This window comes from Nocardioides ginkgobilobae (assembly GCF_054781275.1).
Window position 1 is genome coordinate 142573 of sequence record NZ_BAAGUS010000002.1, and the last position, 24727, is coordinate 167299.

At 73.0% G+C, this 24727-nt stretch carries 25 protein-coding genes; 24 read left to right on the forward strand and 1 reads right to left on the reverse strand.

The features are described from left to right. Positions 1 to 146 precede the first annotated feature (146 nt). The 14 genes from ACYVID_RS02965 to ACYVID_RS03030 all read left to right on the forward strand — a co-directional run bounded on the left by ACYVID_RS02965 (position 147) and on the right by ACYVID_RS03030 (position 17159). Positions 147 to 350 carry a hypothetical protein gene (locus ACYVID_RS02965; RefSeq protein ID WP_300639412.1) on the forward strand — a complete coding sequence of 68 codons (204 nt, stop codon included), beginning with the start codon at positions 147 to 149 and terminating at the stop codon, positions 348 to 350. A 51-nt stretch (positions 351 to 401) separates the two neighbouring features. After that, positions 402 to 1970, forward strand: a complete 1569-nt coding sequence (locus tag ACYVID_RS02970; RefSeq protein WP_460734254.1) for an LVIVD repeat-containing protein — start codon at positions 402 to 404, stop codon at positions 1968 to 1970. 154 nt (positions 1971 to 2124) lie between these two features. Then, a complete protein-coding gene (locus ACYVID_RS02975) occupies positions 2125 to 3429 on the forward strand; it encodes an MFS transporter (RefSeq protein WP_460734256.1) in 1305 nt (434 codons plus the stop codon). Positions 3430 to 3488: 59 nt separating this feature from the next. Further along, positions 3489 to 7088 (forward strand): chromosome segregation protein SMC, encoded by a 3600-nt coding sequence (smc, locus tag ACYVID_RS02980; RefSeq protein ID WP_460734258.1) that lies wholly within the window; start codon positions 3489 to 3491, stop codon positions 7086 to 7088. Positions 7089 to 7119: 31 nt separating this feature from the next. Further along, entirely contained in the window at positions 7120 to 7575 is a 456-nt protein-coding gene (locus ACYVID_RS02985; protein WP_460734260.1) for an acyl-CoA thioesterase, read from the forward strand. A 23-nt stretch (positions 7576 to 7598) separates the two neighbouring features. After that, positions 7599 to 7814, forward strand: a complete 216-nt coding sequence (locus tag ACYVID_RS02990) for a hypothetical protein (RefSeq protein WP_460734262.1) — start codon at positions 7599 to 7601, stop codon at positions 7812 to 7814. Positions 7815 to 7877: 63 nt separating this feature from the next. Further along, the gene (gene ftsY / locus ACYVID_RS02995) at positions 7878 to 9035 is read left to right on the forward strand and encodes a signal recognition particle-docking protein FtsY (RefSeq protein ID WP_460734264.1); all 1158 of its coding nucleotides are present in this window, start codon (positions 7878 to 7880) and stop codon (positions 9033 to 9035) included. Positions 9036 to 9278: 243 nt separating this feature from the next. Beyond that, positions 9279 to 10598, forward strand: coding sequence for an ammonium transporter (locus tag ACYVID_RS03000; protein WP_460734266.1), 1320 nt, complete (start codon positions 9279 to 9281; stop codon positions 10596 to 10598). Then, positions 10595 to 10933 carry a P-II family nitrogen regulator gene (locus ACYVID_RS03005; RefSeq protein ID WP_300639388.1) on the forward strand — a complete coding sequence of 113 codons (339 nt, stop codon included), beginning with the start codon at positions 10595 to 10597 and terminating at the stop codon, positions 10931 to 10933. Before ACYVID_RS03000 ends, ACYVID_RS03005 begins: the two co-directional genes overlap by 4 nt. A gap of 266 nt (positions 10934 to 11199) precedes the next feature. Next, the gene (locus ACYVID_RS03010; RefSeq protein WP_460734269.1) at positions 11200 to 11538 is read left to right on the forward strand and encodes a P-II family nitrogen regulator; all 339 of its coding nucleotides are present in this window, start codon (positions 11200 to 11202) and stop codon (positions 11536 to 11538) included. After that, positions 11535 to 13778, forward strand: a complete 2244-nt coding sequence (locus ACYVID_RS03015; RefSeq protein ID WP_460734271.1) for a [protein-PII] uridylyltransferase — start codon at positions 11535 to 11537, stop codon at positions 13776 to 13778. Before ACYVID_RS03010 ends, ACYVID_RS03015 begins: the two co-directional genes overlap by 4 nt. A gap of 30 nt (positions 13779 to 13808) precedes the next feature. Next, entirely contained in the window at positions 13809 to 15398 is a 1590-nt protein-coding gene (ffh, locus tag ACYVID_RS03020; RefSeq protein ID WP_460734273.1) for a signal recognition particle protein, read from the forward strand. Positions 15399 to 15504: 106 nt separating this feature from the next. After that, positions 15505 to 15876: a PIN domain-containing protein gene (locus ACYVID_RS03025; RefSeq protein ID WP_460734275.1), complete on the forward strand. Its 372-nt coding sequence runs from the start codon at positions 15505 to 15507 to the stop codon at positions 15874 to 15876. A 197-nt stretch (positions 15877 to 16073) separates the two neighbouring features. Beyond that, on the forward strand, positions 16074 to 17159 hold the full coding sequence (locus tag ACYVID_RS03030) for an amidohydrolase family protein (protein ID WP_460734277.1): 1086 nt from the start codon (positions 16074 to 16076) through the stop codon (positions 17157 to 17159). Here the strand turns inward: ACYVID_RS03030 and ACYVID_RS03035 are convergent, their stop codons facing one another. Then, positions 17160 to 17690 carry a hypothetical protein gene (locus tag ACYVID_RS03035; protein WP_460734279.1) on the reverse strand — a complete coding sequence of 177 codons (531 nt, stop codon included), beginning with the start codon at positions 17688 to 17690 and terminating at the stop codon, positions 17160 to 17162. It abuts the gene before it with no gap. 180 nt (positions 17691 to 17870) lie between these two features. Between ACYVID_RS03035 and rpsP the strand changes: the two genes are divergently transcribed. From rpsP to ACYVID_RS03085, 10 genes are all read left to right on the forward strand, one after another. Next, positions 17871 to 18374, forward strand: a complete 504-nt coding sequence (gene rpsP / locus ACYVID_RS03040) for a 30S ribosomal protein S16 (protein WP_460734281.1) — start codon at positions 17871 to 17873, stop codon at positions 18372 to 18374. 5 nt (positions 18375 to 18379) lie between these two features. Next, positions 18380 to 18622 (forward strand): RNA-binding protein, encoded by a 243-nt coding sequence (locus ACYVID_RS03045; protein WP_300639365.1) that lies wholly within the window; start codon positions 18380 to 18382, stop codon positions 18620 to 18622. Between the two features lie 96 nt (positions 18623 to 18718). Continuing rightward, positions 18719 to 19267 carry a ribosome maturation factor RimM gene (gene rimM / locus ACYVID_RS03050; protein WP_460734283.1) on the forward strand — a complete coding sequence of 183 codons (549 nt, stop codon included), beginning with the start codon at positions 18719 to 18721 and terminating at the stop codon, positions 19265 to 19267. 14 nt (positions 19268 to 19281) lie between these two features. After that, a complete protein-coding gene (gene trmD, locus ACYVID_RS03055) occupies positions 19282 to 19986 on the forward strand; it encodes a tRNA (guanosine(37)-N1)-methyltransferase TrmD (RefSeq protein ID WP_460734285.1) in 705 nt (234 codons plus the stop codon). Between the two features lie 199 nt (positions 19987 to 20185). Continuing rightward, positions 20186 to 20536, forward strand: coding sequence for a 50S ribosomal protein L19 (rplS, locus tag ACYVID_RS03060; RefSeq protein ID WP_460734287.1), 351 nt, complete (start codon positions 20186 to 20188; stop codon positions 20534 to 20536). 56 nt (positions 20537 to 20592) lie between these two features. Then, the gene (gene lepB / locus ACYVID_RS03065) at positions 20593 to 21411 is read left to right on the forward strand and encodes a signal peptidase I (RefSeq protein ID WP_460734289.1); all 819 of its coding nucleotides are present in this window, start codon (positions 20593 to 20595) and stop codon (positions 21409 to 21411) included. Between the two features lie 9 nt (positions 21412 to 21420). Next, the gene (locus ACYVID_RS03070; RefSeq protein ID WP_460734291.1) at positions 21421 to 22101 is read left to right on the forward strand and encodes a ribonuclease HII; all 681 of its coding nucleotides are present in this window, start codon (positions 21421 to 21423) and stop codon (positions 22099 to 22101) included. Further along, positions 22098 to 22406: a DUF2469 domain-containing protein gene (locus ACYVID_RS03075; protein WP_348693332.1), complete on the forward strand. Its 309-nt coding sequence runs from the start codon at positions 22098 to 22100 to the stop codon at positions 22404 to 22406. Before ACYVID_RS03070 ends, ACYVID_RS03075 begins: the two co-directional genes overlap by 4 nt. 167 nt (positions 22407 to 22573) lie before the next feature. Further along, positions 22574 to 23038, forward strand: a complete 465-nt coding sequence (locus ACYVID_RS03080) for a TadE/TadG family type IV pilus assembly protein (protein ID WP_460734294.1) — start codon at positions 22574 to 22576, stop codon at positions 23036 to 23038. Between the two features lie 2 nt (positions 23039 to 23040). Beyond that, complete coding sequence (locus tag ACYVID_RS03085; RefSeq protein WP_460734296.1) at positions 23041 to 24642, forward strand: pilus assembly protein TadG-related protein; 1602 nt, start codon at positions 23041 to 23043, stop codon at positions 24640 to 24642. The last annotated feature ends 85 nt before the right edge of the window (positions 24643 to 24727 follow it).

Sequence of the window (24727 nt, forward strand, 5' to 3'; positions counted from 1 at the left end):
CGCGGAGCGGTCCAGCCGGGGGCTCCCGGCGGTTTGACCGGACGGGTGTCCGGTGCGATCCTGAGAGACGGTCCGGATGCTGGACCCCACCCCGGGCCTCCCGGCCCGATCTCTCACCCCACCACCGTTGTCTGGAAGGTTCCCTCATGGCCAAGGCGCTGCTCGGCTACATGCACAGCGACCTGCGGGACGCCCGACTCGTCACCGAGAACGCGCGCCTGCGCAACCGGGTCAGCGAGCTCGAGGCGCTCGTGACCACGCTCGCCGCGGAGAACGACCGCCTCGTGGCGGCCCAGGCGGCCGAGCTGATCGCACCGCTGCAGCCCCGCAAGGAGATGCAGCCCGTCTGAGCCCGCTGCCACGGCGCGTGACCGGGGCCCGGCCCCGTCGTTGATCGTGTCGTGACCCTCCTGCGACCCTCCAGCCCCTCCCGTCGTACGCCGTCGGCCGGCCGACGCGCCCTCGCGGCCCTTGCCTGCGCGGCCCTCGCGACGCCCGTGGCCACCCTGGCCCTTGCCTCGCCCGCCGCGGCCGACGGCGGTGGCGATGCCGCCCAGGAGCGGATCGTCGAGAAGGCCGGCTCCGGCTCCGCCAGCGCCGGGCTGATCATGTCCGACAACATCGAGCACGTCGGGGCGAACCCCTCGCAGCTGGCGATCTCCGGCTGCTTCATGCACTCGGCGCCGATCTTCGTCACCAGTGGCCTGGACTCCGTCCGGGTCTACGACGTCTCCGACCCGCTGAACCCCAGCCTCCAGGGCGTGCTGCCGCAGGCGGTCTTCGAGAACGAGGCGATGACCTGCGGCGAGCGACGCACCCCCGACGGCGTGCGCAGGTTCGTCCTCATCGGCGTCGACCTGTACTCAGCGGCCCCCACCGGTCCCGAGCACACCAACGTCGGCGGCGGGCAGCTGAACGTCGTCGACGTCACCGACCCCACCGCCCCGACGATCACGGCCAGCGCCCCCGGCCTCACCAGCACCCACACCGTGGCGTGCGTCGACGGCGCCCAGTGCCGCTACGCCTACTCCGCGGGCGACTCCGGGAGCGGCACCTTCTCGGTCTTCGACCTGCGCGACCTCGACGCGCCGCGGGAGGTCGACGGCGACAAGGAGGCTGACGGTCTCCAGGCCTTCGCCTCGCCGACCGCGGGCCACAAGTGGAACTTCGACGCCGCCGGGGTCGGCACCCACACGGGCTTCGACGGCTCGTCGATGTGGTCGACCCGCAAGCCCGCCCGGCCTCGCCTGCTCGCCACCACGGGGCTCGCGGGCCAGGGCGAGGACCCGGACTTCGAGGGCTACAACGACTTCATCCACCACAACTCCTTCCGGCCGAACGCCCAGCGCTTCAAGCCCGGCGTCAAGCCCTCGCTGAGGAACGGCAACGTGCTGCTGGTGACCGAGGAGGACTACGAGCAGACCGACTGCGCGCTCGCCGGCTCCTTCCAGACCTGGTGGGTCAAGCGGCTGGACGGCAAGCCCGGCAGCATCGTGCCGCTGGACAAGGTCGAGCTCGCCGACCTGGGGAACTTCCCGCTGCCCCAGGGCGCCTTCTGCTCCTCGCACTGGTTCGACTACCGGCCCGGTGGCCTGGTCGCGGTGGGCTTCTACGGTGGGGGCACGCAGATCCTCGACGTGACGAACCCGCGTGAGATCACGTCGCACGCCCACGCGATCTGGGGCGCCTCGGAGGTCTGGGACGCCATGTGGGTGCCGGTCTACAAGGACGGCGAGCAGACGGCGAAGCGCACCAACATCGTCTACGCCATCGACCTGGTCCGCGGCCTGGACGTCTACTCCGTCGACGTCACCGGCGCCGGGGGCGGTGCCCTGCGGCTCACGTCGGCGGCCAGCACCTCGGAGCGGCTCGAGGCGGGCAGCACCCCGCTGGTGCTGGTCGGCGGTGCCGCACTGCTGGCGCTCGGGCTGGGCCGCGTGCGGCGCCGGGTCGCCGTCGCGCGCGACTGAGTCGACGCCCGGGCCTCGTGGCTCGTCGCTGACGCTCCTCGCGCCTCGACCAGCGGACGCTGGTCGCGGCGCGAGCGGAGCGAGCCGCGAGACCGGGTCGGCGTCGGAAACTCTCGCGCGCCGACGTACCTCCTCGGGCTAGCGTCCCGTCCTCGTGAGCACGGGGTGGTGGACCAGGGTCGGCGAGGTCGTCGCGCCCTCGCGGCTGGGTCGGGACTTCCGGTGGCTGCTGTCCTCGGTCTGGGTCGGCAACCTCGGTGACGGCCTGGCCATCGCGGCAGGGCCGCTGCTGGTCGCCCAGCAGACCGACTCGCCGTTCCTCATCGCGATGGCCGCCACGCTGCAGTGGCTGCCCAAGCTGCTCTTCGCGCTGCCCGCCGGCGTGGTCACGGACCGGGTCGACCGTCGGGTGCTGGTCGTCTCGGTGGACCTCGTGCGCGTCGGGGTGCTCGGGCTGCTGGCCGCGAGCATCCTCACCGGCACCGTCTCGATCGCCGTCGTGCTCGTCGCTCTCTTCCTGCTCGGCACGGCGGAGACCTTCGCCGACAACGCCTCGCAGACGCTGCTGCCGATGCTGGTGCACCGCGACGACCTCGCGGTCGGGAACGCCCGCATCCAGACGGGGCTCATCACCTTCAACCAGCTCGCCGGTCCGCCCGTCGGTGCGCTGCTCTTCGCAGCCGGCACCGCGGTGCCGTTCCTCGCGCAGGGCCTGCTGGTGCTCGCCGCCATCGCGACGATCGCGCGCGTGCGGCTGCCCGAGCACGGCCGCGACCCGGAGACCTCCACCCACGTGCTGCACGACGTCGTCGAGGGCTTCAGGTGGGTGTGGCACCACGCGGCCGTGCGGACGCTCGTCCTCACGCTCACGGTCTTCAACCTCACCTTCGGCGCCGCGTGGTCGGTCCTGGTGCTCTACGCCACGGAGCGGCTGGGGATGGGCGAGGTCGGCTTCGGCCTGATCACCACGGTCGGCGCGGTCGGGGGACTGGCCGGCACCGCGGCGTACGGCTGGATCACGCGGGGGGTGAGCCTCGGCGACCTCATGCGCATCGGCTTGGTCGTGGAGACCCTCACCCACCTCGGGCTGGCCCTCACGACCTCGCCCGTGGTGGCGCTGGCGATCTTCTTCGTCTTCGGCGCCCACGCCTTCATCTGGGGCACCACCTCCATCACCATCCAGCAACGGGCGGTGCCGACGGCGCTCCAGGGTCGGGTGGGCGGGGTCTACCTGCTCGGCTGCTGCGCCGGGCTGGTCGTGGGTGGCGTGCTGGGCGGGGCGCTGGCCCAGGCGTACGGCGTCACCGCGCCGTTCTGGTTCGCCTTCGTCGGGTCGGCGGTGCTGGTGGTCCTGCTGTGGCGGCAGTTCTCGCACATCGCCCACGACGAGCAGCTCACCGAGGAGCCCACGGTGCAGCAGCGCGGCGAGGAGCCCGGGGTAGGCAGCGCCACGCAGTAGGGTGAGCGCCGCGCGGGCCCGGACGGCCCGCGGCAGAGAGCCGGCCCCGGGAGCGTGCGTTGTACCTGAAGAGCCTGACCCTCAAGGGGTTCAAGTCCTTCGCGTCCTCCACGACGCTGCAGCTCGAGCCCGGCATCACCTGCATCGTCGGGCCCAACGGCTCGGGCAAGTCCAACGTCGTCGACGCGCTGGCCTGGGTCATGGGCGAGGCCAGCGCCAAGAGCCTGCGCGGTGGCAAGATGGACGACGTCATCTTCGCCGGCACCTCCGGCCGTCCGCCGCTGGGCCGGGCCGAGGTGCTGCTGACCATCGACAACTCCGACGGCGCGCTCCCGATCGAGTACGCCGAGGTGACGATCAGCCGCACGATGTTCCGCTCGGGCGGGTCGGAGTACGCCATCAACGGCACCCCCTGCCGGCTGCTCGACGTGCAGGAGCTGCTGAGCGACTCCGGCATCGGTCGCGAGATGCACGTGATCGTCGGCCAGGGCCAGCTCGACTCGATCCTGCACGCCACCCCGGAGGACCGCCGCGGCTTCATCGAGGAGGCCGCGGGCGTCCTGAAGCACCGCAAGCGCAAGGAGAAGGCGCTGCGGAAGCTGGACGCGTGCGAGGGCAACCTCACTCGTCTGAACGACCTGCTCTCGGAGATCCGTCGCCAGCTCAAGCCGCTGGGCCGCCAGGCCGAGGTGGCCCGCCGCGCCGCCACCGTCCAGGCCGACGTCCGCGACGCCCGTGCCCGCCTGCTGGCCGACGACCTGGTCCGTGCCCGCACGGCGCTGGAGCAGGAGATGGCCGACGAGTCCCTGCTCGTGGCCCGCCGCGAGGAGGTGGAGCAGGCGATCGCCGCCGCCCGCGAGGCCGAGGCGGCCCTGGAGGCCGCCCTGCGCGAGGACCTGCCGGCACTCTCGGCCGCCCAGGACACCTGGTACTCCCTCTCCGGTCTGCGCGAGCGCCTGCGGGGCACCCAGTCGCTGGCCGCGGAGCGCATCCGCAACGCCTCCGGCAGTGCGGTGGTGGAGACCGCCTCCGGGCGCGACCCCGACCAGCTCGAGGCCGAGGCCGACCGGGTCGCGGAGCAGGAACGCCTGATCGGCGTCGAGGTCGACACCAGCCGCGCCGCCCTCGACGCGGCCGTCACGGCCCGCAAGGCCGCCGAGGACGCCGCGGCCGAGGAGGAGCGCCGCATCTCCGGCCTCCAGCGTGCCGCCGCAGACCGGCGCGAGGGTCTGGCCCGCCTCCACGGCCAGGTCAACGCGCTGAAGTCGCGCGCCGCCGGTGCCGACGAGGAGGTCGCCCGCCTGCGGCACGCCCGCGAAGAGGCGCTGGCCCGCGCGGAGCGCGCCCAGATGGCCTTCACCGCCCTGGAGACCAAGGTCGCCGGCCTCGACGCCGGCGAGGAGGGCCTGGACGCCGAGCACGAGGAGGCGGCGGCCCTGCTCGAGGAGGTCGAGGAGCGCCTGGCCGTCGTGCGCGACCAGGCCCAGCAGGCCGACAGGGACCGCCACACCCTCACCGCCCGCAAGGACGCCCTCGAGCTCGGCCTGGCCCGCAAGGACGGCGCGGGCGCGCTGCTGGCCGCCACCGACGAGCTGCCCGGTGTCCTGGGCTCGATCGCCGCGCTGCTCTCGGTGCGGCACGGCCACGAGGCGGCGATCGCCGCCGCTCTGGGGTCGGCCGCGGACGCCGTGGCCGTGCGCGACCCCGAGGCTGCGCTGGCGGCCCTGGGCCACCTCAAGGGGAACGACCTGGGGCGGGCCGCGCTGCTGCTGGCTGCCGGTCCCGAGCTGCCCGACGCCGGTGACTGGCCGGCCCTGCCCGACGGCGCCACGTGGGCCGTCGACGTGGTGGAGTGCAGCGCCGAGCTGCGGCCTGCGGTGTCGGCCCTGCTCGACCGGGTCGCCGTCGTCGAGGACCTCGCGGCCGCCCGCGCGCTCGTGGCTGCGCAGCCCTCGGTCACCGCCGTCACGAGCGAGGGCGACGTGCTGGGCGCGCGCTTCGTCTCCGGCGGCTCGAGCGACCAGCCGAGCCTGCTCGAGATCCAGGCCGCCGTCGAGGAGGCCGAGGCCGCGCTCGCGGAGGCCGTGGCCGCGGGGGAGCGGGCCGCCTTCGAGACCAGCCGGCTCGAGGCCGAGCGGCACGAGGCCACCAAGCGGGTCGACGTGGCCCTGGCCCGGCTCCACGAGTCCGACGCCACGCTGGCCGCTGTCGCCGAGGAGCTGGGCCAGCACGGCTCGCAGGCCCGTGCGGCGCGGGGCGAGGCCGAGCGGCTCGAGCAGGCCATCTCCCGGGCCGAGGAGGCGCGTGAGCAGGCCGTGGCCGGGCTCGCGGAGCTCGAGGAGCGGCTCGCGGCCGCGGAGCAGACGCCCGAGGAGGAGCCGGACACCGGCGTGCGCGAGGAGCTCGCGGAGGCCGCGCGCGCCGCCCGCCAGGCCGAGATGGACGCCCGGCTCGCGCTGCGCACCTCCGAGGAGCGGGCCCGGGCCCTGCACGGTCGCGCGGACGGGCTGCGCCGCAGCGCCGCCAAGGAGCGCGACGCCCGGGCCCAGGCCGCGGCCCGGCGCGCCCAGGTGGTCCGTGAGGGGCGCGCCGCCGAGGCGGTCGCCGCCGCCACCACCTACGTCCTGCACCGGCTCGAGGTCTCCGTCCAGGCCGCCGCCGACGCCCGCGCCGCCGTGGAGGAGGCCCGCCGCGGCCGCGAGGAGGAGCTGCGCGAGGTCCGGGCGCGCCTGCGCGAGCTCGCCAAGGAGCACGAGGAGCTGGTCTCCTCGGTCCACCGCGACGAGGTCGCGCGCACCCAGCAGCGGATGCGGATCGAGCAGCTGGAGAACCGCACCCTCGAGGAGCTCGGGCTCGAGCCCGACGCCCTGGTCGCCGACTACGGCCCCGACCAGCTCGTGCCGCTGCTCGACGCGGAGGGCGCCGAGCCGGGCGCCGCCGGTGAGCCCAGCGAGTCCGGCGAGGAGGGTGACGCGCCTCCGCGCACGGTGCCGTTCGTCCGCGAGGAGCAGGTCAAGAGGCTCAAGGCCGCCGAGCGCGCCCTGTCGATGCTCGGCAAGGTGAACCCGCTGGCGCTGGAGGAGTTCTCGGCGCTGGAGGAGCGCCACCAGTTCCTCTCCGAGCAGCTCGAGGACCTCCGCCGCACCCGCAAGGACCTCCTCGACATCGTCAAGGACGTCGACGACCGGGTCGAGCAGGTGTTCCGCGAGGCCTACGCCGACGTCGAGAAGGCCTTCGACGCCACCTTCGCGCGGCTCTTCCCGGGCGGCGAGGGCCGGCTGGTGCTGACCGACCCCGACGACATGCTCTCCACCGGCGTCGAGGTCGAGGCCCGTCCGCCGGGCAAGAAGGTCAAGCGGCTCTCGCTGCTCTCCGGCGGCGAGCGCTCGCTGGTGGCCGTGGCGTTCCTCGTGGCCCTCTTCAAGGCCCGTCCCAGCCCCTTCTACATCCTCGACGAGGTCGAGGCCGCGCTCGACGACACCAACCTCGGCCGCCTCCTGCAGATCTACGAGGAGCTGCGGGAGAACTCCCAGCTGCTCGTCATCACCCACCAGAAGCGCACGATGGAGGTCGGCGACGCGCTCTACGGCGTCACCATGCGCGGCGACGGCGTCTCGGCCGTGATCAGCCAGCGCCTCCGCGAGCAGGAGCCGGCATGAGCGGCACGAGCGTCACGAGGAGGCAGCGCTGATGCCCCGCACCCGTCCGACCCGCGACCAGTACGTCGCCTGGCGCACCGTCACCACCCGGTGGCGTGACGACGACGCCTACGGCCACCTCAACAACGCGACGTACTACGAGCTCTTCGACACCGCGGTGAACGCCCACCTCTACGAGGCGACCGGCGTGGACGTGCGCGGGCTGCCGCAGATCGGGGTGGTGGCCGAGACCTCCTGCCAGTACTTCGCCGAGATCGGCTTCCCGGAGCCGATCGAGATGGGCCTGGTCTGCGACAAGGTCGGCACCTCCTCGGCGATCTACCGCATCGGCCTCTTCCAGGGCCCGGGCGAGGAGGCGGCGGCCGAGGGCCGCTTCGTCCACGTGTACGTCGACAACACCGACCCCGCCCGGCCGGTCACGCCGATGCCGGACGTGATCCGCGCCGCAGTCACCCCTCTGCTGCGCGTGCCCGACTCCTCGTCCTGACGAGGCTGTGGCACGGTGGCGACGTGCTCCCCATCCTGATCGCCATGCTGCTGGTCGTCCTGGTCGCGGGACTCGTCCTCTTCTACGTCGCCTACCCGCACCGCGGGCAGAAGCCCGCCCAGGCGGAGTGGCTCGGCGAGGCCATGACCAAGGCCGTCAACCGCTTCGAGACCCTCGACGAGACCGACGGCGACGCGGCCGTGCGCCCGCGTCCCGACGAGCCCCGCACCCACGCCTGACCCCGCACCCGCACCCGCTTCCCCCGTGCCCGGCCGCCGGGACGCGGGTGGTTGGATGAGCCGGTGGACTCGCTCGCGCTGCTGATCCTGCTCATCGCCGTCGTCGGTGTCGCCCTCGTGGCGCTGGTGGCCGGCCTGGTCGTCAGTGGGCGCCGCAAGCCGCGGCCGCTCCCGGACACCCACACCGACGTCCTCGGCACCCCACCGGCCGACCCGGACGTCCCGACCGAGCTCAGCGCCCCACCGGCGACCATTGACGTCCTCGAGCCGCCGGTGCCGGTCGTGGAGGAGCCGGTCCTCGAGCGCCCGGAGGGCACGGCCTCGCGGCTCGTGCGGCTGCGCCAGCGGCTGGCCGGCTCCCAGGGCGCGCTGGGCCGCGGCCTGCTCGCCCTGCTCTCGCGCGACAAGCTCGACGAGGACACGTGGGAGTCGATCGAGGACACGCTGCTCACCGCCGACATCGGCGTGGCGCCCACCCAGGAGCTGGTGGAGCGGTTGCGCACCCGGCTGCGGGTCGAGGGCGAGGGCGACGCCCGCTCGATCCTGCGCGAGGAGCTCGTGGCACTGGTGGGACCCGACATGGACCGCCGCCTGCAGGTGACCGGCGCCGACGGGCAGCCCGGCGTGGTGCTGGTGGTCGGCGTCAACGGTGCCGGCAAGACCACCACCGTCGGCAAGATCGCGCGCATCCTCGTCGCCGAGGACCTCAGCGTCGTCCTGGGCGCGGCCGACACCTTCCGCGCCGCGGCCGTCGACCAGCTGGCGACCTGGGGCGAGCGTGTGGGTGTCGAGGTGGTGCGCGGCGAGGAGGCCGCCGACCCCGCGAGCGTGGCGTTCCGCGCGGTCGAGAGCGGCACCACCGCGGGTGTCGACACCGTCATCGTCGACACCGCCGGCCGCCTGCAGAACAAGCAGGGCCTCATGGACGAGCTCGGCAAGGTCAAGCGGGTCATCGAGAAGCAGGCCCCGGTCACCGAGGTCCTGCTCGTCCTCGACGCGACCACGGGCCAGAACGGCCTGATCCAGGCCCGCGTCTTCTCCGAGGCCGTGGCGGTGACCGGGATCGTGCTGACGAAGCTCGACGGCTCGGCCAAGGGCGGCATCGTGGTCCAGGTCCAGCGCGAGCTCGGCGTCCCGGTCAAGCTCGTCGGCCTGGGCGAGGGTCCCGACGACCTCGCCCCCTTCGACGCCGGCGCCTTCGTCGACGCGCTGCTGGGCTGAGCACGCCAGCGTCCGCCCTCGCCCCGACCGGTCGAGGTGCGAGCGGGGCGTGCCAGGAACCGCGCCGGGGCGGAAACGCACTCGTAACACACGGTCCGGACCTGTTTCGTGACCGAAACACACGCGGGCTGGTGAGGAAACCTGCGGGCTGGAAGGTCGTCCACGAAACGGGGCGGACCTCCACCTGACAGCGCTGTCGGTAGCTGCGGGGGCCGTCTGACGGACAGATCCCCTGGAGGTTTCATGGACGGCTATTACGCCTTCATGCTCGTGGCCACCGCGCTGGTGCTCATGATGACCGTGCCCGCGCTCGCACTCTTCTACGGCGGCATGTCGCGGTCGAAGTCGGTGCTCAACATGATGATGATGTCGTTCTCGGCCGCGGCCATCGTCGGCATCCTGTACGTCGCCGTCGGCTGGTCGATGGGCTTCGGCGGCGACGGCACGTTCTTCGCCAACCCCTTCGAGCTCTTCTGGCTCGACGGCGTGGCCACCGACAGCTACATCTTCGTGATGTTCCAGATGACCTTCGCGATCATCACCGTCGCCCTGATCAGCGGCGCGGTCGAGGGCCGGATGAAGTTCGCGGCGTGGCTGGCCTTCGTGCCGGTCTGGGCGCTCGTCGTCTACTTCCCGCTCGCGCACATGGTCTTCAGCTGCACCGACGACTCGCTCATCTGCGGCCGGATCGGCGCGCAGGACTACGCCGGTGGCACCGCTGTCCACATCAACGCCGGCGTCGCGGGCCTGGTGCTCGCCATCATGGTCGGCAAGCGCCTGGGCTTCGGCAAGGAGCCGATGCGGCCGCACAACCTGACCCTGACCATGCTCGGTGCGGGCATGCTGTGGCTGGGCTGGTACGGCTTCAACGTCGGCTCGATCGTCTTCGGCGGCACCACCGACGAGGAGAATCTCGCGCAGTTCTACGCCGAGACCGGTCGCACCTTCGCCAACACCACGCTGGCCACCTTCGCCGCGATCCTCGCCTGGCTCCTGGTCGAGCGCCTGCTGCACGGCAAGGCCACCTCGCTGGGTGCCGCCTCGGGCATCGTCGCGGGTCTGGTCGCCATCACCCCGGCCGCCGGCGCCGTCGACATCGAGGGTGCCGTCGCGATCGGTGCCATCAGCGGTGCCATCTGCGCCTGGGCCGTGGGCCTGAAGTTCAAGCTGGGCTACGACGACTCCCTCGACGTCGTGGGCGTGCACCTGGTCGGCGGCATCGTCGGCACCGTGCTCATCGGCCTTTTCTCGACCGCCGACGGCGCGGGCGGTGTCGACGGTCTCTTCTACGGCGGCGGCTTCGGCTCCCTGGGCGACCAGACCCTCGGCGCCCTCGTGGCGATCGTCTACTCCGGTGTCCTCACCGCCCTGATCGCGCTGGCCATCAAGTTCACCATCGGCCTGCGGATCGACGACGAGGCCGAGGTGGAGGGCATCGACGGCGCCGCGCACGGCGAGTCGGCGTACGACCTCCACACCAGCCTCTCCAGCGGCAAGGGCAGCGCCTTCGGCAGCTCCCTCGCGGCCCCCAGCCCCAGCAAGTCGGAAGGAGCCTCGGCATGAAGCTCGTCACCGCTGTCATCAAGCCGCACAAGTGGGAGGACGTCCGCGAGGCGCTCGAGACCTTCGGCGTCACCGGGATGACCGTCTCGGAGGTCTCCGGCTACGGCCGGCAGAAGGGCCACACGGAGGTCTACCGCGGCGCGGAGTACGACATCGCGCTCGTCCCCAAGATCCGGATCGAGATCGTGGTCGAGGACGACGACGCCGAGGACGTGCTCGGCATCATCGTCAAGACCGCCCAGACCGGCCGGATCGGTGACGGCAAGGTCTGGCTCAGCCCGGTCGAGAGCGTGGTCCGCGTCCGGACCGGCGACCGGGACGCCGCGGCCATCTGAGGCACGGCTCCACGCAGTCCGTCCCGGGCCCCGGCGACCACCCCGCGGTGGTCGCCGGGGCCCGGCGCCGCGTCCGGCGGCAGGTCCGGCGGCGGGTCTGCGCCGCACGTCCGGCGAGGACCCCGGCGAGGCCCGTGGAGCGGAGGGGCGAGCCGGCTCCGCCGCGGCTCGGGCATGCTGGCCCCGCGCTCCGGCCGGGACGCAGCAGCCGGCGACGAGGCAGGCTGCACCATCCGATCCACCGCCAGCACCACGACAGGGGAGACATGAAGCTCGTGACCGCGGTGATCAAGCCGCACAGGTGGGAGGACGTCCGGGTCGCCCTCGAGGCGGCCGGCGTCACCGGCATGACCGTCTCGGAGGTCTCCGGCTACGGCCGGCAGAAGGGCCACACGGAGGTCTACCGCGGCGCGGAGTACGACATCGCGCTGGTGCCGAAGATCCGGCTCGAGATCGTCGTCGACGACGAGGAGGCGGACACCGTGGTGGACACGGTCGTGGGCGCTGCCGCCTCGGGCCGGATCGGCGACGGCAAGGTGTGGGTCACCCCCGTCGAGACCGTGGTGCGGGTTCGCACCGGCGACCGGGACTCCGCGGCCCTGTGACCAGCGAGGAGCGCGCCCGACGCACGGCCGAGGCCGACGCGCTCTGCGCTGCGGCGTACGACGCTGCCGGAGGCCCCGCGAACGGCTGTGCCCTCGTGGCGGTCGGCGGGTACGGCCGCGGTGAGCTGGCCCCGCACTCCGACCTCGACGTCGTGCTGGTGCACGACGACGACGTCGACCCGGGCGAGGCCGCGGGGCAGGTCTGGTACCCGCTCTGGGACTCCGGGAAGACCATCGACCACTCGGTGCGCGGCCTGGGCGAGATGGTCGCCGCGGCCGACGCCGACCTCAAGGTCGCGCTCGGCCTGCTCGACGTGCGGCACCTGGCCGGTGACCCGCACCTGACGCTGCGCCTGCGCACCACGATGCTCGCCCACTGGCGCCGGCACGCCGCGGACCGGCTCCCGGCCCTCCACGCGCTGGTGCGGGCGCGGCACGAGCTGATGGGTGAGCTGGCCCACCGCTCGGTGCCGGACCTGAAGGAGTCCGAGGGCGGGCTGCGCGACGCCACCGTGCTCCGGGCGCTGGCGGCGACCTGGCTGGTGGACGTGCCCGGCCCGGAGCTCGAGCCCAGCCGGCTGGCGCTGCTGGACGTGCGCGACCTCGTGCAGGGCGCCGCCGGTCGCGCCACCGACCGGATCCAGCCGGAGGCGTGGAGCGAGCTGGCCACCGGCCTGGGGCTCCCCGACGCCCGCAGCGCCCAGGTGCACGTGCGCACGCTCGGTCGCCGCACGACCCACCTCTCGCGGCTGACCTGGCGACGGGTGGAGGACTACCTCAAGCGCCCCGAGTCGGCGCGGACCGCCCGCCGCCCCCAGCTGCTCCCCGTCGCACCCGGGGTGGCCCTCTCGCGACGCGAGGTCGTCCTCGATGCGCGCGCCCGGCCCGCCGAGGACCCCGTGCTGCTGCTGCGCGCGGCGGCCGCGGCCTCCGAGCTGGACGCCGTGCTCGCCCCGCCGACCGCGGCGCGGCTGGCGCGGGAGTCCGCGCCGTTGCCGCAGCCGTGGCCGGCTGAGGCGCGCCAGCAGCTGGTGCGGATGCTCGCCGGCCCCGGCCTCCTGCACGTGTGGGAGACCCTCGAGGAGACCGGCGCGGTCGACCGGCTGCTGCCGGAGTGGGAGCGGATCCGGCTGCTGCCGCACGCCTCGGCCATCCATCGCTTCACCGTCGACCGGCACGTCGTCGAGACCTGCCTGGAGGCGGCCTCGTTGATCCGGCGGGTGGCGCGTCCCGACGTCCTCATGGTGGCCGCCCTCCTGCACGACATCGGCAAGGGCAGCCTCACCGAGCACAGCGTCGCCGGCGAGCCGATCGCGCGCGGGATCGCCACCCGGATGGGCTTCGACGACGAGGCCGTCGAGCTGGTGGCCCGTCTGGTCCGCTGGCACCTGCTGCTCTCCGAGACCGCCACGACGCGCGACCCCGACGACCCGGCCACCGTGGAGCGGGTCGCCTCCCGGGTGGGGTCGGTCGAGGCGCTGGAGCTCCTGGTGGTGCTCACCGAGGCCGACGCCCGGGCGGCCTCGCCGCAGGCCTGGTCGACGTGGCGGGCCAGCCTCGTCCACGACCTGGCCCGCCGCGTGCGCGCCTCCCTCGACACGGGTGCCGGTGCGCCGCCGCTGCTGGCCGAGGAGGTCGAGGTCCCGCGCGAGGTCCGCAACGGCACGGTGTCCGTGCGGGTGGAGCAGGTCGGGGACGGGTCGCGGATCACCGTGGTCGCCCCAGACCGGGTCGGGCTCCTCGCCGACCTCGCCGGGGTGCTCGCCCTGCAGCGCATCCCCGTCCGCGCGGCCCGCGCCTGGGCGCAGGAGGCCGTCGGGGTCTCGGTCTGGGAGGTCGGCGAGCCCGACCTGGACGCCGGGGTGCTGCGCGAGAAGCTCGACGCCATCGTGGAGGGCCGGGTCGACCCGGCCCGGCGACTGCGGCCGGCGGCGCGGCAGGAGCTGGCGCCCATCGTCGAGGTGCGCCCGGAGGCGTCGAGCACCTCGACGGTGCTGGAGGTGCGCGCCGCCGACCGTCCGGGGGTCATCTACCTGGTGTGCGCGGCGCTGGCCCACCTCGACGTCGCGGTCCGTTCCGCGCACGTCGCGACCCTCGGGCCGCAGGCGGTGGACGTCTTCTACCTCCAGGAGGCCGGCGCCGGGGCGCTGTCGGAGACGCGGGCCGCCGAGGCGGCGCACGCGGTCCGCGCGGCCCTCACCGGGGAGCCGGTGGACCAGCCGGTCGACCGGGGTCGCTGAGCACCGGCGGCACGTCGTTAGGCTGGGCGGGTGTTCGCCACCCTCTCCGACCGCCTCGCCGACACCTTCAAGAACCTCCGGGGGAAGGGCCGGCTCTCCGAGGCCGACATCGACGCCACCGCGCGCGAGATCCGCATCGCGCTGCTCGAGGCCGACGTCGCCCTGCCGGTGGTCAAGGAGTTCGTGGCCGCGGTCAAGGAGCGGGCACGCGGCGAGGAGGTCAGCGGTGCGCTGAACCCGGCCCAGCAGGTCGTCAAGATCGTCCACGAGGAGCTCGTCGGCATCCTCGGCGGCGAGACCCGGCGGCTGCGCTACGCCAAGACCGGCCCGACCGTCATCATGCTCGCCGGCCTCCAGGGCGCCGGGAAGACCACGCTGGCCGCCAAGCTCGCGCTGTGGCTCAAGGAGCAGGGCAAGACCCCGATGCTCGTGGCCTGCGACCTGCAGCGCCCCAACGCCGTCAACCAGCTCCAGGTCAACGGCGAGCGGGTGGGCGTCCCCGTCTTCGCGCCCGAGCCGGGCAACACTGGTGGCACGGAGTTCGGCGGCGACCCGGTCTCGGTCGCGCGCGCCTCGATCGAGGAGGCCAAGCGCAAGCTGCACGACGTCGTCATCGTCGACACCGCGGGCCGCCTGGGCGTCGACGCCGAGCTGATGCAGCAGGCCGCCGACATCCGCGACGCGGTCCAGCCCGACGAGGTGTTGTTCGTCGTCGACGCGATGATCGGCCAGGACGCCGTGACCACGGCCCAGGCCTTCCTCGAGGGTGTCGGCTACGACGCCGTCGTGCTCACCAAGCTCGACGGTGACGCCCGCGGTGGTGCCGCGCTGTCGATCGCCTCGATCACCGGCAAGCCGGTCATGTTCGCCTCCAACGGCGAGAAGCTGACCGACTTCGACCTCTTCCACCCCGACCGGATGGCCTCGCGCATCCTCGACATGGGTGACGTCCTCACCCTGATCGAGCAGGCCGAGAAGGCCTTCGACGCCGAGCAGGCGATGAAGGCGGCCGACAAGCTCTCCGGCAAGGGCGGGGAGTTCACCCTGGTCGACTTCCTCGAGCAGATGCAGCAGGTCCGCAAGCTCGGCTCGATGTCGAAGATCATGGGGATGCTGCCGGGGATGGGGCAGTTCCGCGAGCAGCTCGAGAACTTCGACGAGCGCGAGATCGACCGGATCCAGGCGATCATCTACTCGATGACACCCGCGGAGCGGGAGAACCCGAAGATGATCGACGGCTCCCGCCGCCAGCGCATCGCCAAGGGCTGTGGCCGCACCGTCACCGACGTCAACCAGCTCGTGGACCGCTTCTTCGAGGCGCGCAAGATGATGACCCAGCTGGCCCGTGGCGGCGGCATGCCGGGGATGCCCGGCATGCCGGGGATGCCCGGGATGGGGGGCGGCAAGGGCCGCAAGCCCAAGCAGCAGCAGAAGAAGGGCAAGGGCGGCAAGCGCGTCTCCGGCAACCCGGCGAAGGCCGCGCAGGAGAAGGAGGCCGCCAAGGAGAAGGCGGCCGCCGGGGGCAACCCGTTCGGCAACCCCGGAGCCGAGCCGGTCGACTACGAGAAGGCCGCGGCCGAGCTCAACCTGCCCAAGGACTTCTCCAAGTTCCTGAAGTGATCCACCGCCGAACCGTCACCCACGAACCCCCGAGCCGTCAGTTCGCCACGCCCGGTGGTCCACGAGTGACGGCTCGAGGGTTCGGAACTGACGGTTGGGCTGTCGTGTGAGGACGACCTTGGTCGTGGACGCCGCCAACGTCGTGGGCGCCCGGCCCGACGGCTGGTGGAAGGACCGCGCCGGAGCGGCGCGGCGCCTGCACGAGGAGCTGCTGGTCGCGGACGTCCCCGGGGACGAGGTCGTGCTGGTCCTCGAGGGCGGCGCGAAGGCCGGGGTGAAGCCCGGTCGGGACGCGCACGTGCGCACCGTCCACGCGCCGAGGGACGGCGACTCCGCGATCCTGGCCGAGGCCCGCCGTGCGGCCGAGAAGGGCCGCCAGGTCACCGTCGTGACGGCCGACCGGGCGCTCGCGGCCAACGTCGGCGGCGTCGGCGCCCGGGTCGTCGGGCCCTCCTGGCTGCTGGACCGCCTGGCCTGAGCCGCGCGAGGAACCCGAGCGCCTCGGGCGTGTCTCTCGACTCCTGGCCTGCTGCGCGCCGCCCTTGCTCCCCCCTCGCCGCGTTGTCGTCGGTCGACGATGCTGGCGCATCGCCTCCCTCCTCCGCCTTGCGAGGCACTCCGCAGGACGACGCTCGCGACGGCCGAGAGTCACGAGACACGCCCTAAGGTCGTCGCATGACGACTCTCAGGTTCTCGGGTCCGGTGCTGTCCGAGGCGGGGGAGGAGCAGCGCGACCTCTACGTCGTGGACGGCCGCATCACCTTCGAGCCCCAGCCCGGCGCCGAGACCGTCGCCACCGGCTGGATCGTCCCCGGCCTGGTCGACGCCCACAACCACCTCGGCCTGGAGGACGGCGGCGCGATCTCCGAGGAGGAGACCCTCGCCCAGGCGCTCGCCGACCGCGACTCCGGCGCCCTGCTGCTGCGCGACTGCGGCTCGCCCACCGACACCCGCTGGGTCCAGGATCGCGAGGACCTCCCGCGGCTGATCCGCGCCGGGCGGCACCTGGCCCGCACCAGGCGCTACATCCGCAACTTCGCCCACGAGGTCGAGCCCGACCAGCTGGCGGCGTACGCCTCCCAGGAGGCGCGCCACGGCGACGGCTGGGTCAAGCTCGTCGGCGACTGGATCAGCCGCGACACCGGCGACCTGGAGCCCTCCTTCCCGGTCGAGACCTTCGCCGCCGCCATCGACGCCGCCCACGCCGAGGGCGCCAAGGTCACCGCGCACTGCTTCGGCCGCGACGTCCTGCAGGGGCTGCTCGACGCCGGCATCGACTGCCTCGAGCACGGCACCGGGCTCTCGGTCGACCAGGTCGAGCAGATGGCCCGCCAGGGCGTCGCGCTCGTGCCGACCGTGCAGCAGACCGGCAAGTTCCCCGAGTTCGCGGCCGCCGGGCGCGAGAAGTTCCCGGCGTACGCCGCCACCATGGACTCCCTGGCCGCCCACCGGCGCGAGGCGCTGATGTCGGCGCACGAGGCGGGCGTCGCCCTGTTCGTCGGCTCCGACGGGGGCGGGACCGGGCGCCACGGCTACCTGTGGGAGGAGGCCCGGGCGATGCACGAGATGGGCATCCCGGCCGTCGACGTCCTCGCTGCCGCCACCTGGCGGGGGCGGGAGTGGCTGGGCTTCGCCGGTCTCGAGGAGGGCGCCGAGGCCGACCTGGTGGTGCTGGACCGCGACCCCCGCGCCGACCTCTCCGCGCTGGCCGAGCCGACGTGCGTGGTGCTCCGGGGGCAGGTCGTGGTCGGTCCCGGCTGATCAGGGCCGGGGCAGGTCCGGGGGCCGGCTGCCGGCCGCGACCCCGCGCACGAGCGTCACGAGGAGCACGATGCCGCCGGCCAGGACCAGCACCGCGGCCAGCCCGATCGTGGCGAGCAGCTGCCCGACCAGGCCCAGCCCCTCGATCCGGGGTCCGATCTCCACCGCGTCGCGGTCCGTGGCCCCGGCCGCGGTGCAGGTCACCTCGACCTCGGCCTGCGGTGCGTCGAAGACCCACCTGGCCTCCCAGGGGCCGGAGGAGCCGGAGGAGCGGGTGAAGCTGCCGCCCACCGGGCGCAGCGGCACCGCCCTGCCGTCCGCCTCGACCTCGCAGGTCGGGGGCAGCACCGAGGAGTCGACCCACACGAAGTGCTCGCCGGCCCCGACGTCGACCACGTGCGGCTGCCCGTCCAGGGGCACCGTGGCCTCGATGTCGAAGAAGCCGCGGAAGGCGAGCACCAGGCCCACCACCCCCACCACCACGCCGAGCGCCAGCAGGACGCCGCCGAGCACCAGCCGTCGTACGAGCATGGCGGCAGTCTGGCCGATTTCGGGGCCCCGGGCGGTTCTGGCATCATCTACGGCTGAGTCCTGCCCGGTGGGAACCCTCTCAGTCCCGCCCGAGGCAGAGCCCTCGAGGAGCACCAGCCCGGTCCCCACCTGGTCGGCGTGCGCCTCACCACCTTCCACCATCGAGGAGACACCACAACCGTGGCCGTCAAGATCCGCTTGAAGCGCCTGGGCAAGATCCGGGTGCCGCAGTACCGCATCGTCATCGTCGACTCGCGCAAGAAGCGCGACGGTCGGGTGATCGAGGAGATCGGCAAGTACCACCCCAAGGAGGACCCCTCGTACATCGAGGTCGTCTCCGACCGGGCGCAGTACTGGCTCGGCGTGGGCGCGCAGCCGTCCGACGCCGTGGCCGCGATCCTGAAGATCACCGGTGACTGGCAGAAGTTCAAGGGCCTGCCGGGCACCGAGGGCACCCTGAAGGTCAAGGAGCCCAAGGCCGACAAGCTCGAGATCTTCAACGCCGCGCTCAAGGAGGCCGACGGCGACGCTGCCGCGGCCACCACGAAGAAGGCGAAGAAGGCCGAGCCCAAGGCCGAGGAGCCCGCCGCGGAGGAGCCGAAGGCAGAGGAGGCCGCCGAGGCCCCCGCCGCCGAGGAGGCGCCCGCCGCCGAGGCTGCCGCCGACGAGAAGGCCGAGGCCTGAGCGAGATGCTCGCCGAGGCGCTGGAGCACCTGGTGCGCGGCATCGTCGACAACCCCGACGAGGTCAGCGTGCGCGACAAGACGCTGCGTCGCGGCTCCGTGCTCGAGGTCCGGGTCCACCCCGACGACCTCGGCAAGGTGATCGGCCGGGGCGGTCGCACCGCGAGCGCCTTCCGCACCGTGGTCAGCGCGCTGGCCGGTCGTGACGGTGCCCGCGTCGACTTCGTCGACGTGGACCGTCGACGGTAGGCAACGTCTGCACCCACCGACCCGTCAGAGATGATCTGACGGGTCGGTGGCATTTCCGGGGCCAGCCCGGGCCCAGCGAGGAAGGGAGCGCCCCCTGTGGAGGGCATCGAGGTCGTCGTCGGACGGATCGGCAAGCCGCACGGCATCCGTGGCGAGGTCACCGTCGACGTGCGCAGCGACGAGCCCGAGCGGCGCTTCGCCGTCGGCGCCCGGTTGCGGGCGCAGGCCCCGCGGGGGGCGGCCGGCGTGCCGGCGTACCTCACCGTCGCGCGCACGCGCTGGCACCAGGGCGTGTTGCTCGCCGGCTTCGAGGAGGCCGGTGACCGCACCGCCGCCGAGGGCCTGCGCGGCACCGTCCTGCACGTGACCCTCGACCCCGACGAGGTGCCGGAGGACCCGGAGGAGTTCTACGACCACCAGCTGGTCGGCCTGGTGGTCCACGACCTCGACGGCGCGGTCATCGGCACCGTCTTGGGCGTGGTGCATGGCGGCGCCCAGGACCTGCTGCAGGTCAAGGCCACCGACGGCCGGGACACGCTGGTGCCGTTCGTCGCGGCCCTGGTGCCCGTGGTCGACGTGGCCGGCGGCCGGGTCGTCGTCGCCGACCGGCCCGGGCTGGTCACGCCACTGCCCGAGGACGACTGAGCCGGGTGGTGGGCATGCGGCTCGACTACGTCACGATCTTCCCCGAGTACCTCGACGCGCTCGGCGTCTCGCTGCCCGGCAAGGCGGTCGAGAAGGGGCTGCTCGAGCTGCACGTGCACGACCTGCGCACGTGGACCACCGACCGGCACCGCACCGTCGACGACACGCCGTACGGCGGCGGGGCCGGCATGGTGCTGAAGCCCGAGCCGTTCGGGGAGGCGCTCGACGCGCTGGCCGTGGACGGGGCGACCGTGGTCGTGCCGACCCCCGCCGGGCGGCCGTTCACCCAGGCGATGGCTCGCGACCTGGCCACCCGGGAGCGGCTGGTCTTCCTGTGCGGTCGCTACGAGGGCATCGACCAGCGGGTGCTCGACCACGTCGCCGAGCGTGCCGAGCTGGTCGAGGTCTCCCTGGGCGACTACGTCCTCAACGGCGGGGAGGTCGCCGCGCTGGCGATCACCGAGGCCGTCGTCCGGCTGCTGCCCGGCTTCATGGGCAACGCCGCCTCCCTGGTCGAGGAGTCCCACGAGTCCGGGCTGCTCGAGCACCCGGTCTACACCAAGCCCGCCTCCTGGCGCGGTCACGAGGTGCCCGAGGTGCTGCTCTCGGGCCACCACGGGGCGATCGCCGCCTGGCGGCACGAGCAGGCGGTGCGTCGCACCGCCGAGCGCCGGCCCGACATGCTCGCCGCGGGGGACCGGCCCGAGGACCTCGACTGAGATTTCCGGGGGTCCTGCCCGCTGTGGCAGACTTCGCTGCTGGCCCGAGTCGGCCGAAGGGTCGCTCCGAGGAACGCACGGAGGACCTGCGTCGGGCCCCTGCCACAGGGGGAGTCCTGCGCCGCCGGCCGCGACGACCGGGCCGCACCCGAACACCTCAACACACCGCGGCTGACCTGTGGCACTCGCGAGGAGAAACATGACGAACGTGATCGCCGACATCGGCAGCGCCCTCAAGCGCGACGACGTCCCGGACTTCCGCGCCGGTGACACCGTCAAGGTCCACGTGAAGGTTGTCGAGGGCAACCGCTCCCGCGTCCAGGTCTTCCAGGGCGTGGTCATCCGCGTGCACGGCTCCGGCATCGGCCGCACCTTCACCGTCCGCAAGGTCTCCTTCGGCGTCGGCGTCGAGCGCACCTTCCCCCTGCACTCCCCGATCTTCGAGAAGATCGAGGTCGTGACCCGTGGTGACGTGCGTCGCGCCAAGCTCTACTACCTGCGCAACCTGCGGGGCAAGAAGGCCAAGATCAAGGAGCGCCGCGAGGCCTGATCCCACGTCCGCAGGTCGATGCGGGGAAGCAGCATGCTGCTCCTTACACTTCCCGCGTGACCAGCGACAGCGACGAGCCCACGACCGCGAGGTCCGTGGGCTCGTCCCGTTCCCGGGGCCTGCCGCTGTGGGCCGAGACCGTGCTCCTGCTCGTCGGGGCGGTGGGGCTGGCCCTGGTGATCAAGACCTTCCTCGTGCAGGCGTTCTTCATCCCCTCGGTCTCGATGGAGCCGGGCCTGGAGGAGGACGACCGGATCCTGGTCGAGAAGTGGTCGGGCTGGTTCGGCGGCGAGCCGGAGCGCGGCGACGTGGTGGTCTTCGAGGACCCGGGCGGCTGGCTCACCGCAGGCGAGGCCAGCGAGCCCACGAACCCGGTGGGCAGCTTCTTCGCCCGGATCGGCCTGCTGCCGACCGGCGGGCACCTGGTCAAGCGCGTCATCGGCGTCCCGGGCGACGTGATCGAGTGCTGCGACGAGCAGGGGCGGCTCACCGTCAACGGCGTGCCGATCGACGAGGACGCCTACGTCCTGGAGGACAAGGCCGTGCGCGGCTGCCGCGGGCCCATGACGGGCAACTGCGAGTGGAGCGCCGGGCCCGTCCCTGAGGGCACGGTCTTCGTCATGGGCGACAACCGCGGCAACTCCGCCGACTCCACGGTGCACATGTGCCTGGAGGGGGAGACCGAGTGCGTCCCGGGCGATGAGTTCGTGCCCGTGGACCTCATCACCGGGCGCCTGTGGACCACGGTCTGGCCCTTCGAGAACTTCGGCGGCCCCGAGGAGACCGACGCCTTCGCCGACGTGCCGGACCGCTCCGACGACGCACCCGACTCGGCGGCCGCTCTCCTCGACACAGCCGGCAGCGGGTCCCGGTAGGTCGCTGCCGTGTCCGTCCTGCCCCGGGGAGCCACGGTCCGGCGCGACGCCGGGCCCTACGGCTACGAGCGCGCGCTGCGCCGCCACGGCATCACCCACGTCGCCGGGGTCGACGAGGCCGGCCGGGGTGCGTGCGCCGGGCCGCTGGTCGCGGGTGCGGTCGTGCTCGCACCCGGCAAGGCCGGGATCGTCCCCGGGCTGGCCGACTCCAAGCTGCTGACGGCCGCCTCCCGCGAGCGCTGCTACGAGCAGGTCGTGCGCCGCGCGCTGGCCTGGTCGGTCGTCGTGGTCCCGCATGACGAGTGCGACCGGCTGGGCATGCACGTCGCCAACATCGAGGCCCTGCGACGCGCCGTGGCGCTGCTCGACGTCGCGCCGGACTACGTCCTGACCGACGGCTTCCCCGTGGACGGCCTGGGGGTCCCCGGTCTGGCGATGTGGAAGGGGGACCGCGTGGCCGCGTGCATCTCGGCCGCGAGCGTGGTCGCCAAGGTCACCCGCGACCGCATCATGGACGACCTCGACGGCCAGTGGCCGGCGTACGACTTCAGGACGCACAAGGGCTACATCACCGAGGCTCACACCGCTGCCCTCACCGAGCACGGACCCTCGCCCGTGCACCGGATGTGCTTCGTCAACGTGCGTCGCGCGGCGGGGCCGGCGGACCAGCGTCTAGAGTCGCCGGCGTGAGCGCCGAGGACCTCGAGAAGTACGAGACCGAGATGGAGCTGACGCTCTACCGCGAGTACCGCGACGTCGTGGGGATCTTCAAGTACGTCGTCGAGACCGATCGTCGCTTCTACCTGTGCAACCAGGTCGACGTGAAGGCGCGCACCGAGCAGGGCGACGTGTTTTTCGAGGTCTCGATGAGTGACGCCTGGGTGTGGGACATGTACCGCCCGGCGCGCTTCGCCAAGAACGTCAAGGTGCTGACGTTCAAGGACGTCAACGTCGAGGAGCTCCAGTCCTCCGACTTCGACCCGCCGAAGTCCTGATCCCCCTCCCACCGGCCGCGCCTGAGCGCGGCTGAGCACCCGTTCGGGCCGATCGTCTAGCCCACCTGGGCCATATCGCGTCACGACCCCCTGCGAGAGCCGTCCCACCTCCGTAGTGTGAGAGGCGGGAGAGGAACCGTCTCGGGTTTCGACATCGAGGTGGAGGCATGGTGAATCGGCGTCCGGCGCAGAGGGAGCGCGGAGCCGCAGCGGTCGAGTTCGCGCTCGTTGTGCCGCTGCTGCTGATGCTCGTCTTCGGCATCATCAGCTACGGCTACATGCTGAGCTTCCGACAGGCGCTGAGCCAGTCCGCCACCGAGGGCGCGCGGTCGGCGGCCGTCACACTGAACTCACCCGGTGGCACCGAGCAGGTCGACGCGGCCCGCAACGCACTCGACCAGGCTCTCGGCTCCTACGGCATCACCTGTGTCGGGACCTCCCTGATGCGCGGCGGCACCGCCGTGGGCACGTGCGCGGTCACCGTCGCGGCGTGCAGCAACGACACCAGCCGCGACTGCGCCAGCGTCGCCATCGACTACGACTACGCGAGCCACCCGCTGCTGCCGACCCCCGGCTTCGGGTTCGCGATGCCGGACAACCTGGGTTACACGGCAGTGGCGGAGGTGAGCTGACCGTGCGTCTCGGGGTGTGCCGCGACGAGCGTGGTGCGGTCGTGCCGATGGTGGCGATCATCCTCACGGTGCTCATGATCTCGGCGGCCTTCGCGGTCGACCTGGGCAAGCAGCGCGTCGTGCGTCAGGACATGCAGGCGCTCGCCGACGTGGTCGCCCTGGACATGGTCCGGGAGATCCGAGGTCGCACCGTGGCGGTGATCGAGGCGGACCCGGCCTGGCAGACCGCCATCGACCAGAGCGTCGCGCGCAACAGCAGCACCCTGGGGGACGACCCGGAGGTCGACGTGGTCCTCGGTGACGTCGACCCCGACACCCGGGTCTTCACGCCTCTCACGGGGGCCACCGAGCCCAACGGTGTCCGGGTGACCGCGGGCAGCGAGATCGACTTCGCGTTCGTCCCCGGCTCGGGCGGCGCGTCCCGCACGGCGATCGCCGCCACCGAGCCGGTCGCCTGCTTCCGCATGGGGTCCTTCGCCCTGGCCCTCTCGGCCGGCAACTCCGCACTCCTCAACACGCTGATAGGCGACGCCCTGAACCTGGGGGTGCTGTCCTACGACGGACTCGCCGACGCCGAGGTGTCGCTGCTGGGTCTGGCGGCCGAGCTGGGGGCGGCCTCCGCGGACGAGCTCCTGGCCCTGCCGAACGTGAGCCTGGGCGACCTCGTCCTGGCCACGGCAGAGGTGCTGGGCCAGGAGGGCGGCTCCACGGCGGACGTCCAGCTCCTCGAGACGGTCGCCGCGTCCGTGGGGTCCCTGCCCGCCGTCGCCGTCACCGACCTGATCGCGGTCGCTCCCGGCGCCGACTCGGCTCTCACCGCCGGGGTGAACGTCCTCGACCTGCTCGCCACCAGTGCCTTCCTCTCCAACGGCAACAGCTTCCTGACCATCCCGGATCTCCAGGCCTCCCTCGGCCTGACGGGGACCGGGCTCACCAGCAACCTGCAGGTCATCCAGGAACCGCAGTTCGGGTGCGGTCCGGTGGACGTCGCGCAGGCCAGCACCTCGCAGATCGCCATCGACCTGGGAGGCACGTTGGCCGCCCTGCCGGACATCCTGGGGACGACCGTCTCCGCCGACATGACGCTCGACCTCGACGTGGCCTCCGCGGACGGGACCCTGAAGGAGGTCAGCTGCGGGACGCTCGCACCCGGCAGTCCGGACACCATGCGGGTCGACGTCACCGACGGCCTGCTCACCGCGACCCTGACCGTCACCGTGACGCTGCGCGACCTCGGCATCCCGGTCGCGGGCGGGTCGATCGTGATCGGCACGGCGCCGCCGGTCGCTCCCGGGCAGGCGACCATGACGTTCCCGACCGAGGCGTCCTACACCACCCGCTACACCACGGGCTCGGGGAGCATCGGCCTCACGGGCCTGACCGCCAACACCTCCGGGTTCGTGCTGCTGGGCGTCCTGCCCGTCGGCGTGACGCTGAACGAGCTGTTGAGCGCGGTGCTCTCGGAAGTGGTCAACCCGCTCGTCGCCGCCCTCGACACCTCCGTCCTCACCCCGCTCACCGACCTGCTCGGCGCCAACGTCAGCGGCGCCGATGTCTGGGGCGTGCCGCGCCCCAACTGCGACGCCTCTGCCCTGCGTGGCTGACACGTATCGCCGGGGCTCCGCCGTCAGGACCGTCCACATGGCCCGAGATGACCATGCCCGGCTCGGCGCCCGACCACGATCTCTC

Bases quoted from the DNA above. Each gene is read 5' to 3' on its own strand.
- rplS (WP_460734287.1), top strand. From the start codon at position 20,186: ATGACGAACGTGATCGCCGACATCGGCAGCGCCCTCAAGCGCGACGAC.
- ACYVID_RS03010 (WP_460734269.1), top strand. From the start codon at position 11,200: ATGAAGCTCGTGACCGCGGTGATCAAGCCGCACAGGTGGGAGGACGTC.
- ACYVID_RS03080 (WP_460734294.1), top strand. From the start codon at position 22,574: ATGGTGAATCGGCGTCCGGCGCAGAGGGAGCGCGGAGCCGCAGCGGTC.
- ACYVID_RS03005 (WP_300639388.1), top strand. From the start codon at position 10,595: ATGAAGCTCGTCACCGCTGTCATCAAGCCGCACAAGTGGGAGGACGTC.
- ACYVID_RS03045 (WP_300639365.1), top strand. From the start codon at position 18,380: ATGCTCGCCGAGGCGCTGGAGCACCTGGTGCGCGGCATCGTCGACAAC.
- trmD (WP_460734285.1), top strand. From the start codon at position 19,282: ATGCGGCTCGACTACGTCACGATCTTCCCCGAGTACCTCGACGCGCTC.
- ACYVID_RS03000 (WP_460734266.1), top strand. From the start codon at position 9,279: ATGGACGGCTATTACGCCTTCATGCTCGTGGCCACCGCGCTGGTGCTC.
- ACYVID_RS02985 (WP_460734260.1), top strand. From the start codon at position 7,120: ATGCCCCGCACCCGTCCGACCCGCGACCAGTACGTCGCCTGGCGCACC.
- ACYVID_RS02965 (WP_300639412.1), top strand. From the start codon at position 147: ATGGCCAAGGCGCTGCTCGGCTACATGCACAGCGACCTGCGGGACGCC.
- ACYVID_RS03035 (WP_460734279.1), bottom strand. From the start codon at position 17,690: ATGCTCGTACGACGGCTGGTGCTCGGCGGCGTCCTGCTGGCGCTCGGC.
- ACYVID_RS03030 (WP_460734277.1), top strand. From the start codon at position 16,074: ATGACGACTCTCAGGTTCTCGGGTCCGGTGCTGTCCGAGGCGGGGGAG.